Below are 12950 nucleotides of genomic sequence, written 5' to 3'. Positions count from 1 at the left end.
AGAGAGGATTCTTATGATTAACCGCATTACTGACAATCAATTTAAACTAGTATCAAAATATCAACCATCAGGAGATCAACCCCAAGCTATTGAGCAGTTGGTTGATAATATCGAGGGGGGAGAAAAAGCTCAGATTCTGATGGGGGCGACCGGAACAGGGAAGACCTATACCATGAGTCAGGTTATTTCCAAAGTCAATAAACCAACTCTGGTCATTGCCCACAATAAAACTCTGGCAGGACAGCTCTATGGGGAGTTTAAGGAATTTTTCCCTGAAAATGCTGTTGAGTACTTCGTATCCTACTATGATTATTACCAACCTGAGGCCTATGTCCCTTCTAGCGATACCTATATTGAAAAGGATAGCTCTGTCAATGATGAGATTGACAAACTTCGTCACTCAGCGACTTCAGCCCTTCTGGAGCGTAATGATGTTATCGTCGTAGCTTCCGTTTCTTGTATCTATGGTCTGGGTTCGCCCAAAAAATACGCTGATAGTGTCGTTAGTCTCCGTCCAGGTCTTGAAATTTCTCGTGATAAACTCTTAAATGACTTGGTCGATATTCAGTTTGAGCGAAATGATATTGATTTCCAACGGGGAAGATTTCGTGTGCGTGGGGATGTGGTGGAGATTTTCCCAGCATCTCGTGATGAACATGCCTTTCGAGTAGAATTTTTTGGAGACGAAATTGACCGTATCCGTGAGGTTGAGGCTCTGACAGGTCAGGTGTTGGGAGAAGTGGATCATTTGGCGATTTTCCCTGCGACTCACTTTGTGACCAATGACGACCACATGGAAGTTGCTATTGCAAAGATTCAAGCCGAGTTGGAGGAGCAACTAGCTATCTTTGAGAAGGAAGGTAAATTGCTTGAAGCCCAACGTTTGAAACAGCGAACAGAGTACGATATCGAAATGCTGCGTGAGATGGGCTATACCAATGGGGTTGAAAATTATTCTCGCCACATGGATGGACGTAGCGAAGGTGAGCCTCCTTATACGCTTCTCGATTTCTTCCCAGATGATTTCTTAATCATGATTGACGAGAGTCACATGACTATGGGGCAAATCAAGGGAATGTACAATGGAGACCGTTCGCGTAAGGAAATGCTGGTTAATTATGGTTTTCGTTTGCCATCAGCTTTGGACAATCGGCCTCTCCGTCGTGAAGAGTTTGAAAGCCATGTGCATCAGATTGTTTACGTTTCAGCGACACCTGGTGACTATGAAAATGAACAGACTGAGACAGTGATTGAGCAAATCATTCGACCGACAGGGCTTTTGGATCCTGAGGTGGAAGTCCGTCCGACTATGGGACAGATTGATGACCTCTTAGGTGAAATCAATGCCCGTGTTGAGAAAAATGAGCGTACCTTTATCACAACCTTGACCAAGAAAATGGCAGAGGACTTAACTGACTACTTCAAGGAAATGGGGATCAAGGTCAAGTACATGCACTCGGATATTAAGACCTTGGAGCGGACGGAGATAATTCGTGACCTACGCTTGGGTGTCTTTGATGTCTTAGTCGGAATCAACCTCCTCCGTGAAGGGATTGACGTTCCCGAAGTGAGTCTCGTAGCTATTCTTGATGCTGACAAGGAAGGTTTCCTCCGTAACGAACGTGGACTCATCCAGACTATTGGACGTGCTGCCCGTAACAGCGAAGGGCATGTTATCATGTATGCGGACACTGTGACTCAGTCTATGCAACGTGCTATAGATGAAACGGCCCGTCGTCGCAAAATACAGATGGCTTATAATGAAGAGCATGGTATCGTGCCTCAGACAATCAAGAAAGAAGTCCGTGACTTGATTGCCGTGACCAAGGCAGTTGCTAAAGAAGAGGACAAGGAAGTTGACATCAACAGCCTCAACAAACAAGAGCGCAAAGAATTGGTCAAGAAACTAGAGAAACAAATGCAAGAAGCCGTCGAAGTGCTTGACTTTGAACTGGCTGCACAGATTCGCGATATGATGCTGGAAGTCAAGGCGCTTGGGTAGGAATACCCATACTAAATAAAATGTATAATTGAATTGCTTACAAGGAGAATGTAGTAATGAAAAAAGCGTTAGTGTTGAATTTCAGTTTTATCGCAATTATCCTCTCAGCCTGTTTTCTAAGTTTTGTAGTGATTTTAGTAGTTAACTTTCATAATACTTTTTCTGGACCAAATCAAAAGGATATTGAGGTGGCAGCAAGCAGAACACTGAATTTATATGGCTTTAAAGGTGAAGTGAAGGTGACGAAGTTTTCCAGACATAGATGGCCTTCTGACGATTATGAAATTGAATACGATTACACTGAAGAGGTTAATGGTAGGAAAATCACTGTAAGTGACAGTTTAATTTATTTTCCTAAATCTCCAGGAAACTCTAAACGGACGAGTGAAGAACTAGCCTACGATGGAACTATCAAAACGATGTTAAATCAATTTTCACATATAACAGATCAGCTACTCAACCAGAATCCTGTAAGTGTTTCTAACAAAGAAAAAGTAGAGAGTTTTTTCAAGCAATATGAAAATCCCAATTTGGAATTCGTAAATAGCTACTGGAATGTCGATGAGAGAGCAGAGAATATTACAGAATATTATGATCTCATAGATAAGAATCGTAAGGAGGGGAAACCTTTTCAAGGTTTATATGATCTCCCTATTGATGAATTTCTGGAAAATGGAATTATTAAAGGTCATGTTATCTATAAAGATATTGTGTTAGAAGAAGGATACAAGGATTATTTTAATGGTGAAGGTGGTCTGACAGAGTTTATCGAAAATGGAATAGATAGCGCAGACCTTGCAGACGCATTTTATGAAATCTCTTATTATTACGCCGGAAAAAGTGGGAAAAGTTATCGTTCTGGTAGCAAGACAACTTTAAAAATTCAAAATCATAAAATGAAGGATTATGGAATTAATAATGACTAAAAACTTTTTCATTAAGTATTTTAGTTCGATATTAATAATGGATTTGGAACAACATACAGTCCATCGATTATTGAAGTATAAACATGAAAAGAAAAGGAGTCATCCATTTTGAAACACTTAACTTTATTTAGAATAGTCTATCTGATTTTACTAGGATTTGTCCTTATCGATTTTTGCCTATCAATATTTGGTTTATCGTTTACTCCCATTCTTTGGGATAGTTGGCTTTTCCTTTTAGTGATTATTCTTTTTATTCGTTTTTGTAGACATCTGGTAATTCTAGACCTTCTCTTTGGAATATTTGGAATACCATTCATTCCCATTATATTTAAAACAGGACAATTTGTACCAGTTATTTTGGTTATCGCGCATATTCTTAGTTATTGTTTCAAGGAACGATACCGTATTTTTGATGGAATCCGTAGTACTATTTGTAGTTTATATATATGGATATTTATGTTTGTTATTTTTGCCTTTATGCCACAAATCCCTATTCCAATAACACTTGATTTTGAAGTTCAGGAACAAGAAATTGTCATTAAAAAAGGATATTTGCTTCATGAAGTAAATGATTACCACGAACGAATTAATCCCTTCATTATGAAGTCTGAAGTTAGCCATGAAAAAGTTATCTAATTTAGAAAGTGAGTAAATTTATGTCCCGTTCCCAATTAACGATTTTAACAAACATTTGTCTGATTGAAGACCTCGAAACTCAGCGCGTGGTTATGCAGTATCGCTCTCCTGAAACCAATCGCTGGTCTGGTTATGCCTTTCCAGGAGGCCATGTAGAAAATGGCGAGTCTTTCGCAGAGTCTGTCATTCGTGAAATCTATGAAGAAACAGGGTTGACTATCCAAAATCCTCAACTTGTCGGCATTAAAAATTGGCCACTAGATACAGGTGGGCGCTATATTGTCGTTTGTTATAAGGCGACTGAGTTCTCTGGTACCCTTCGCTCTTCAGATGAAGGAGAAGTTTCTTGGGTGCAAAAAGACCAGATTCCAAACTTGGATCTGGCCTATGATATGCTACCTTTGATGGAGATGATGGAAGCACCGGACAAATCTGAATTTTTCTACCCTCGCCGTACAGAAGACGATTGGGAAAAGAAAATTTTCTAATCCTTTACTAAATAACCAAGCTGATCCAAGGCCTCCTCGATATAGTGGAGGTCTTGTTGTGTTTCGGCTTCGACTAGGTGGTAATGGACACCATCTGTCAATTCAGATAAAGGTTTAAAATCAGAATGCTCGACTTGTTCTAGAAAATGTTGCACGTCTCGGCGACAAGACAGTTTCAGCAAGGTTTCGATTTCTCCATAAACGGGATGGTCAATCAAAGTATTCTGGACACGCCCTCCATTATCGACGATAGCAAGGAGCTCTTGACCGATTTCTTCAACTTCATGTTTCACTTTGAAAAGTTTGTGAACATAAGGATTGGTTTCAATTTGCTTATAGACGTAGCCACGATTAGTGGATATGATAGAAGCGCCATCGGCTCTCAAAATTGCAATGTCTTGCACAATGACCTGACGTGTGACATGAAAATGTTCCGCCAAACTTTGGCCATTAAGGGCTTTAGGAGCTTCTTTCAAGAGTTGGAGCAGAGCTTGTTTGCGATCTTTTGTCATAGCTTTTCCTTTTTAACGGCGTTTTCGAAGCACTTTATAGACAGCTAGTGCTAATGTATAGTCTACCATACTATGGATAATTGTGCCAAATCCAACTAGCACAAATAGAACATAAAACATATTTTCTACATTGGTACCAGAAGTTGCGTAAAAAACGACACAGGCTAATACTTCAGCAAGGGCATGAACGACAGCTAACACAAAGTTAAAAATCCAGGAAGATTTTGGTTTATCTAGGGTATCGGGGAATTTTTGTAGGTAAAGAGCTCCTAGGGTACCAAAAACGATATGAGAGAAAGCTCGAAATACGATAACCATAGGATAGCCAGCCATCAAAAATCCAAAACTAGAGGCTAGGATGACAAAAACTGCCATCAAGGGCGACAAGAACATAGCGATAAAAATAGCGATGTGGCTTCCTAAAGTATAGGAAGCAGGTGGAATGACGATCTTGAAAGGCATAACAATTGGAATCAAAATCGCAATAGCCGTTAAAAGGGCAGTCATTGTCATAAATTGTGTCTTTTTCCGTGTGTTCATAAGAATCTCCTTTTTAACTGTATATACACTAGTATAGTACTATAAACAAGATAATAAAGCAAGGATTTACTTAAGTTTATAGGCCATTTTAAATTAAATATTGGTAAAGATTTCACTAAAAAGGAACTACTTCAAACAAAATCTCCACCTTCAAGTTTGAAAGTGGATATTGTTTTTATTTTTTCAAAGTCTGTAGTCTTGGAACAATGGCTAAGGTTAGAACTGCGGAAATGACTAATTCGGCAATCGAATTTGTTGAGATAACGGTTGCTAGGAGTTTTTGGATATTACCATCAAAAACATTTCCAAAAAGGTAGAAAATTCCACCAAGGACAAAGACTGTGTTGGTAAGTGAACCAAGGGCACCAGCTAAAATCAGACCAGTCTTGTTTTTCATTAGTTTATAGACTAGATAAGGAGTTAAACCAATCAAAATACGTGGGACGATAGCAATGATAGCTGAGTAGATGTTCCCGTTTGGGACGAATGGTGAGAAGAGGTAGCTTGTTGGTAGAATCGTAATTGTATTAACCGTCAAACTAAGTAGCCCCATCAAAAATCCAAGTGTAATCCCAACGCGTGGACCGTAAATAATGCTGGCAATAATAACAGGAATATGAACGATGGTCGGTTTGATTGGGAATGGAAAAAGGTTAAAGATAAGTGAGCTCAGAAAGTGTATCACGAGCATGGTTGCAAAAAAGATAGCAATGGGTGCAATATTAGAGCGTTTTTTCATCGAGAGTTTCCTTTATTCTTTCTAAAATAATTGTGAGGTCAGCTAAAGCTCCTCGTCCATGGTCTCCGCAAGCTAGTAGGGATTCTTTTGGAGCAATCAGCTGATAGCAGTAGCTTTCTAATGTTTTCAGATTAGCCTGAGTTGCCGGATGGTCATACATTTTTGTATTCATTGCTGGTGCGATGAGTTTGGGAATATGACTTGGCAAGGCTAGAGCAGTACTGGTCACCATATTGTCCGCAAAACCGTGGGCTAGTTTTGCAATAGTATTAGCAGTTGCAGGGGCTACGATAAATAAATCTGCTTTTTTTCCAAGTTCAATATGATTAACCTGATCAGGATAGGGTTCCTTCATGACATCCAAGTGGACAGGATTCTGTGATAAGACCTGTAGTGTCAAAGGTTGGATAAACTCTGTAGCAGCCTGAGTCATTAAGACAGTGACTTGATGGCCTTGTTTTTTTAGAGAACTGACTAAATCTGCCGACTTGTAAGAGGCGATAGACCCTGTTACAGCCAAGAGAATATGTGCCATAGCTTTCCTTTCTATGAATGATAGGCTTGAATTTTTTCAAGGAGGAGTTCTGCAATTTCTTCTTTAGTTTGGACTGTTTGAAGCTGATTTTTCTCAACAAAGATTGCACGATGCTGGTTTGCTGAGATTTGAGTCAGGTCATTTGCGATAATCAAGTCTGCTTGGTTCTTGATAAGACTTTTTCTGGCAATCTCGATGAGATAATCCTCAGAGACATCAACCAGCAGTTTGAAACCAATCAGATGAATAGCAGGATTCCATTCCTTGACTAGAGAGATGATTTTGGGTGTCTTTTTTAGGAACAAAACCTGAACCTCGTCAGCTGAAGAAATCTTAGCTTGATGATTTTGCTTGCTTAAAAATTCTTCCAAATTGGAACTAGATTGAACTTCCTCAAACCCTGTCATATAGACAGGAGTGTAATCGGACACCGCCATTGAGTGAATCAAGATCTGATAATCCTGAACACGTTCTTGCATTTCTAGTAGAAGGTCCTTGGTATTGTTAATTTCTCGAATATTTAGGTTGGGATGGGCTTCTGGCTTCAAAGCTCGTTTTGTAGTAATTAAACAAACTTCATGCCCTGCAGCAAGCAAAGTTTCTGTGATGATTTTGCCCAGGCGACCTGTAGAATGGTTAGTGATAGAGCGGACGCTATCGATAGCTTCACTGGTACCGCCCGATGTAACTAAAATTTTCATAGCACTATTGTACACAAAAATAAACGGTAAGTAAAATGAAAGTGATAAATTTTTGGTAAAAGGAAAGAATATAGTTTCAAACTATAAAGCCATATAAAATTTAAGAAAGGACTCTAAAAACCTTAAAAATAAGGGATATTTACGAACGTTTGGAGAGTTTAAGGATGTTAAAAATCTTGTTTTGTGTTATAATGAATTATCATATAAGAGGTTAGAGGAGTTTTGAATGAAAACAGATATTGAAATCGCACAGAGTATTGAGTTAAAACCAATCGTTGATGTTGTAGAGAAACTTGGTATTTCTTACGATGATTTGGAGTTGTATGGAAAGTACAAGGCTAAGCTCAGCTTTGATAAAATTCGTGCAGTTGAGAGCAATCCAGTTGGAAAATTGATTTTGGTTACTGCCATCAACCCAACACCTGCAGGTGAAGGAAAATCAACTATTACCATTGGTCTGGCGGATGCCTTGAACAAGATTGGCAAGAAAACCATGATTGCTATTCGTGAACCATCTCTTGGTCCAGTAATGGGGATTAAGGGTGGTGCGGCAGGTGGTGGTTATGCCCAAGTTCTGCCAATGGAAGACATCAACCTTCACTTTACTGGGGACATGCATGCCATTACGACTGCCAACAATGCGCTTTCTGCCTTGATTGACAACCACTTACACCAAGGAAATGAGTTGGGAATTGATCAACGTCGTATCCTCTGGAAACGTGTTGTGGACTTGAACGACCGTGCTCTTCGCCATGTAACAGTTGGGCTTGGTGGCCCTCTAAATGGTATTCCACGTGAGGATGGCTTTGACATTACAGTTGCTTCAGAGATCATGGCAATTCTTTGCTTGGCAACAGACATCGAGGACTTGAAACGCCGTTTGGCGAATATCGTTATTGGTTATCGCTATGATCGTACACCTGTTTCTGTAGGTGATTTGCAGATTGAAGGTGCTTTAGCTTTGATCTTGAAGGATGCGATTAAGCCGAACCTGGTTCAGACAATTTACGGAACACCTGCCTTTGTACACGGTGGTCCATTTGCCAATATTGCTCACGGATGTAACTCTGTCTTGGCAACGACAACAGCCCTTCACTTGGCTGATTACACAGTTACTGAAGCTGGTTTTGGTGCAGACCTTGGTGCCGAGAAATTCCTTGATATTAAGACACCAAATTTGCCAACATCTCCAGATGCAGTAGTTATTGTAGCAACCCTTCGTGCCCTTAAGATGAATGGTGGCGTGGCTAAAGACGCTTTGACAGAGGAAAATGTGGAGGCGGTGCGTGCCGGTTTTGCTAACTTGAAACGCCACGTTGTAAATATCCGTAAGTTCGGTATTCCAGCAGTCGTAGCTATTAACGAATTTGTATCTGATACAGAGGCTGAAATTGCAGCCTTGAAAGAACTTTGTGAGTCAATCGATGTACCAGTTGAATTGGCTAGTGTCTGGGCTGATGGTGCAGAAGGTGGAGTAGCACTTGCCGAAACAGTTGTCAAAACCATCGCTGAAACCCCAGCTAACTATAAACGTTTGTATGACAATGACCTTTCTGTTCAAGAAAAGATTGAAAAGATTGTTACTGAAATCTACCGTGGTAGTAAAGTGAACTTTGAAAAGAAAGCTCAAACACAAATCGCTCAAATCGTTCAAAATGGTTGGGACAAATTGCCAATCTGTATGGCTAAGACCCAGTATAGCTTCTCAGACAATCCAAATTCGCTTGGAGCACCAGAAAACTTTGAAATTACCATTCGTGAATTGGTACCAAAATTAGGTGCAGGCTTTATCGTTGCATTAACTGGCGATGTCATGACCATGCCAGGCCTACCAAAACGTCCAGCAGCTCTCAACATGGATGTTGAAAGCGATGGAACAGTATTAGGCTTGTTCTAGTATATTGTAATTAACTTTATACTCTTCGAAAATCAAATTCAAACCACGTCAGCTTTACCTTGCCGTACTCAAGTACAGCCTGCGGCTAGCTTCCTAGTTTGCACTTCGATTTTCATTGAGTAAAAAATGAGTTTGGAAATACTATCCAAGCTCATTTTTTATCTAAATATAAGAAGTTGCCTTCTACACGTAACCAGTCTAGGTAAAGATATTTTCCCTGAATTCTGATATAATAGAAATATTGACTTCAAGAGTAAGGGAGAGAAGATGAACGCATTATTAAATGGAATGAATGACCGTCAGGCTGAGGCGGTGCAAACGACAGAAGGTCCCTTGTTGATTATGGCGGGGGCTGGCTCTGGAAAGACCCGAGTTTTGACCCACCGCATTGCCTATCTGATTGATGAAAAGTTGGTCAATCCTTGGAATATCTTGGCCATTACCTTTACTAATAAGGCTGCGCGTGAGATGAAAGAGCGTGCTTATAACCTTAATCCAGCCACTCAGGACTGTCTGATTGCGACCTTCCACTCCATGTGTGTGCGTATTTTGCGTCGCGATGCGGACCATATTGGCTACAATCGTAATTTTACAATTGTGGATCCTGGCGAACAGCGAACTCTCATGAAACGCATTCTCAAGCAGTTGAACTTGGATCCAAAAAAATGGAATGAACGCTCGATTTTAGGGACTATTTCGAACGCCAAAAATGATCTGATTGATGATGTGGCTTATGCTGCCCAAGCTGGAGATATGTACACGCAAATCGTGGCCCAGTGTTATACAGCCTATCAGAAAGAACTGCGTCAGTCGGAGTCGGTTGACTTTGATGATTTGATTATGCTGACCCTGCGTCTCTTTGATCAAAATCCTGATGTTTTGACTTACTATCAACAGAAATTCCAATACATCCACGTTGATGAGTACCAAGATACCAACCATGCCCAGTACCAATTAGTCAAACTCTTGGCTTCCCGTTTTAAAAATATCTGTGTGGTTGGGGACGCAGACCAGTCTATCTACGGTTGGCGAGGTGCTGATATGCAGAATATCTTGGACTTCGAGAAAGACTATCCCCAAGCCAAGGTTGTTTTGTTGGAGGAGAATTACCGTTCAACCAAAACTATTCTCCAAGCTGCCAACGAGGTCATTAAAAACAATAAAAACCGCCGTCCTAAGAATCTCTGGACTCAAAATGCTGATGGGGAGCAAATCGTTTACTATCGTGCCAATGATGAGCTAGATGAGGCTGTTTTTGTAGCCAAAACCATCGATGAACTGGGTCGCAGTCAAAACTTCCTTCACAAGGATTTTGCAGTTCTCTATCGTACAAACGCTCAATCTCGTACCATTGAAGAAGCCCTGCTCAAGTCAAACATTCCTTATACCATGGTTGGAGGAACCAAGTTCTATAGCCGTAAGGAAATTCGTGATATTATCGCTTATCTCAACCTCATTACCAATTTGAGTGACAATATTAGTTTTGAGCGTATTATCAACGAACCGAAACGAGGAATTGGCCCAGGTACTGTTGAGAAAATTCGTGACTTTGCTAATATGCAAAACATGTCTATGCTAGATGCTTCAGCCAATATCATGTTATCTGGTATCAAGGGTAAAGTAGCCCAGTCCATCTGGGATTTTGCTAATATGATTCTAGATTTACGAGAGCAGCTAGATCAATTAAATATTACAGAGTTGGTTGAGGCCGTCCTAGAAAAAACTGGTTACGTCGATATTCTAAATGCTCAAGCGACTTTAGAAAGCAAGGCTAGGGTTGAAAATATTGAAGAGTTCCTTTCTGTGACGAAAAACTTTGATGACACCTCTGATGGGCCAGAAGAGGAAACTGGTCTGGACAAACTGAGTCGTTTCTTAAATGATTTAGCCTTGATTGCGGATACAGATTCAGGTAGTCAGGAGACATCAGAAGTGACCCTGATGACCCTGCATGCTGCCAAAGGTCTCGAGTTTCCAGTTGTCTTTTTGATTGGGATGGAAGAAAATGTCTTTCCGCTTAGCCGTGCAGCTGAAGATCAAGATGAATTGGAAGAAGAACGCCGTCTGGCCTATGTAGGAATTACGCGTGCAGAGAAAATTCTCTATCTGACAAATGCCAACTCACGCCTGCTTTTTGGTCGCACCAACTACAACCGTCCAACTCGTTTTATTAACGAAATCAGCTCAGACTTACTTGAGTATCAAGGTCTGGCTCGTCCAGCAAATACAAGCTTTAAAGCATCTTATAGCAGTGGTGATCTTGCCTTTGGTCAAGGTATGAGTTTGGCGCAGGCCCTTCAAGACCGTAAACGCAGTGCTGCTCCAAAAACTATCCAGTCAAGCGGCCTTCCATTTGGTCAATTTACAGCTGGCGCAAAATCTGCGTCTAGCGAGGCAAATTGGTCCATTGGTGATATTGCCCTTCACAAGAAATGGGGAGAGGGTACTGTTCTGGAAGTTTCAGGTAGCGGTGCTACGCAGGAATTAAAAATCAATTTCCCAGAAGTTGGTTTGAAAAAACTTTTGGCCAGTGTGGCTCCAATTGAGAAAAAAATCTAATTTTCCATCCTTCTCACGAATAATAAAGTGAGGAGGATTTTTATGTATAGTATTTCATTCCAAGAAGATTCATTATTGCCAAGAGAAAGACTGGCCAAGGAAGGAGTTGAAGCGCTCAGTAATCAAGAGTTGCTAGCTATTTTACTTAGGACAGGAACACGTCAAGCTAGTGTTTTTGAAATTGCTCAGAAAGTTTTGAACAACCTTTCAAGCCTAACAGATTTGAAAAAAATGACCCTGCAGGAATTGCAGAGTCTGTCTGGTATCGGCCGTGTTAAGGCAATAGAATTACAAGCTATGATCGAACTGGGCCATCGTATTCATAAGCATGAGACTCTTGAGATGGAAAGTATTCTCAGCAGTCAAAAGTTGGCCAAGAAGATGCAGCAGGAGTTGGGACATAAAAAACAAGAGCACCTGGTGGCGCTCTATCTCAATACTCAAAATCAAATCATCCATCAACAGACCATTTTTATCGGCTCAGCTACCCGCAGTATTGCTGAACCACGTGAGATTCTTCACTATGCCATCAAGCATATGGCGACCTCTCTCATCTTGGTTCACAATCATCCTTCAGGAGCGGTAGCGCCTAGCCGAAATGATGATCATGTGACTAAACTTGTAAAAGAAGCCTGCGAACTGATGGGGATTGTTCTCTTGGACCATTTGATTGTCTCTCATTCTAATTACTTTAGTTATCGTGAAAAGACGGATTTAATCTAAAGTTCATTAACGACATAGTCAAAGAGGTTTTTATCTTTGGGACGATTTTCAAATAGAAATTCTGGGTGCCATTGGACACCGAGAAAGGCGAAATCATCCGTACTCATGACAGCTTCAATGATACCATCTTTAGGGTCATGAGCCACAATCTTTAAATTTGGTGCTAAATCCTTGATGCTCTGATGGTGGAAGGAGTTGATATGGGAAATTTCTCCATAGATTTCTCGAAGAACAGTATCAGGTTCTGTTACCAAGCGTTGAGTTGTGTACTCGGCGGAACAATCCTGCCAATGGTCTTCGATATCTTGGTACAGAGTTCCCCCCATGGCAACGTTAAATAGTTGAGTTCCACGGCAGACAGAAAAAATTGGCTTTTTCTGTTTAATAGCTTCCTTGATGAGGGCCAGTTCAAAGATATCCCTTTGAAGGTGATAGTCATCGCTATCGATGGTTTTTGGTTCACCATAGAATTTTGGATCAACATTTTGTCCACCTGTCAAGATGAGCTTGTCAATCATACTGATATAGTGGCAGGCCATTTCTTGATCACCAATCGGTAGGATGATGGGAATCCCTCCAGCGTCTTTAACGCCTTCAACAAAGCCTTTTGCTGCGTAGCTCATCATGATATCATCATCTGGATGAGTTTTTTCGTTTCCTGTAATCCCAATAACTGGTTTTTTCATAAAATG

General features: G+C 40.6%; 13 protein-coding genes. 7 read left to right on the top strand and 6 right to left on the bottom strand.

Features of this window, described 5'->3' with window-relative positions; all coding sequences use genetic code 11:
- Window positions 1-13: 13 nt before the first annotated feature.
- From uvrB to SK578_RS06530, 4 genes are all read left to right on the top strand, one after another.
- The gene (gene uvrB / locus SK578_RS06545) at window positions 14-2002 is read left to right on the top strand and encodes an excinuclease ABC subunit UvrB (RefSeq protein WP_042751251.1); all 1989 of its coding nucleotides are present in this window, start codon (window positions 14-16) and stop codon (window positions 2000-2002) included.
- A 56-nt stretch (window positions 2003-2058) separates the two neighbouring features.
- Window positions 2059-2928 (top strand): hypothetical protein, encoded by an 870-nt coding sequence (locus tag SK578_RS06540; protein ID WP_042751250.1) that lies wholly within the window; start codon window positions 2059-2061, stop codon window positions 2926-2928.
- Between the two features lie 108 nt (window positions 2929-3036).
- Window positions 3037-3564 carry a hypothetical protein gene (locus SK578_RS06535; protein WP_042751249.1) on the top strand — a complete coding sequence of 176 codons (528 nt, stop codon included), beginning with the start codon at window positions 3037-3039 and terminating at the stop codon, window positions 3562-3564.
- 20 nt (window positions 3565-3584) lie between these two features.
- Window positions 3585-4052: an 8-oxo-dGTP diphosphatase gene (locus tag SK578_RS06530; protein ID WP_042751248.1), complete on the top strand. Its 468-nt coding sequence runs from the start codon at window positions 3585-3587 to the stop codon at window positions 4050-4052.
- Here the strand turns inward: SK578_RS06530 and SK578_RS06525 are convergent.
- The 5 genes from SK578_RS06525 to coaB all read right to left on the bottom strand — a co-directional run bounded on the left by SK578_RS06525 (window position 4049) and on the right by coaB (window position 7079).
- Window positions 4049-4564: a transcription repressor NadR gene (locus tag SK578_RS06525; RefSeq protein ID WP_042751247.1), complete on the bottom strand. Its 516-nt coding sequence runs from the start codon at window positions 4562-4564 to the stop codon at window positions 4049-4051. The two genes, SK578_RS06530 and SK578_RS06525, sit on opposite strands and share 4 nt — an antisense overlap.
- A 12-nt stretch (window positions 4565-4576) precedes the next feature.
- Entirely contained in the window at window positions 4577-5104 is a 528-nt protein-coding gene (locus tag SK578_RS06520) for an ECF transporter S component (protein ID WP_042751246.1), read from the bottom strand.
- 175 nt (window positions 5105-5279) lie between these two features.
- Window positions 5280-5843, bottom strand: a complete 564-nt coding sequence (locus SK578_RS06515; protein ID WP_000747406.1) for an ECF transporter S component — start codon at window positions 5841-5843, stop codon at window positions 5280-5282.
- Complete coding sequence (gene coaC / locus SK578_RS06510; RefSeq protein ID WP_042751245.1) at window positions 5827-6378, bottom strand: phosphopantothenoylcysteine decarboxylase; 552 nt, start codon at window positions 6376-6378, stop codon at window positions 5827-5829. The genes SK578_RS06515 and coaC overlap by 17 nt, the downstream gene beginning before the upstream one ends.
- Before the next feature lie 11 nt (window positions 6379-6389).
- Window positions 6390-7079 (bottom strand): phosphopantothenate--cysteine ligase, encoded by a 690-nt coding sequence (gene coaB / locus SK578_RS06505; RefSeq protein WP_042751244.1) that lies wholly within the window; start codon window positions 7077-7079, stop codon window positions 6390-6392.
- Between the two features lie 226 nt (window positions 7080-7305).
- Here coaB and SK578_RS06500 point away from each other — a divergent pair, with 226 nt between their 5' ends.
- From SK578_RS06500 to radC, 3 genes are all read left to right on the top strand, one after another.
- Complete coding sequence (locus SK578_RS06500) at window positions 7306-8976, top strand: formate--tetrahydrofolate ligase (RefSeq protein ID WP_042751243.1); 1671 nt, start codon at window positions 7306-7308, stop codon at window positions 8974-8976.
- Between the two features lie 267 nt (window positions 8977-9243).
- A complete protein-coding gene (gene pcrA / locus SK578_RS06495) occupies window positions 9244-11535 on the top strand; it encodes a DNA helicase PcrA (protein WP_042751242.1) in 2292 nt (763 codons plus the stop codon).
- Between the two features lie 42 nt (window positions 11536-11577).
- Entirely contained in the window at window positions 11578-12258 is a 681-nt protein-coding gene (radC, locus tag SK578_RS06490; RefSeq protein WP_042751241.1) for a RadC family protein, read from the top strand.
- Here the strand turns inward: radC and SK578_RS06485 are convergent.
- Complete coding sequence (locus SK578_RS06485) at window positions 12255-12944, bottom strand: gamma-glutamyl-gamma-aminobutyrate hydrolase family protein (RefSeq protein WP_042751240.1); 690 nt, start codon at window positions 12942-12944, stop codon at window positions 12255-12257. The genes radC and SK578_RS06485 overlap by 4 nt on opposite strands.
- Window positions 12945-12950 lie beyond the last annotated feature (6 nt).

It is taken from the genome of Streptococcus mitis (assembly GCF_000722755.1).
In the GTDB taxonomy this organism is placed as follows: Bacteria; Bacillota; Bacilli; order Lactobacillales; family Streptococcaceae; genus Streptococcus; species Streptococcus mitis_CM.
This window is presented reverse-complemented; position numbering and strand designations above follow the sequence as displayed.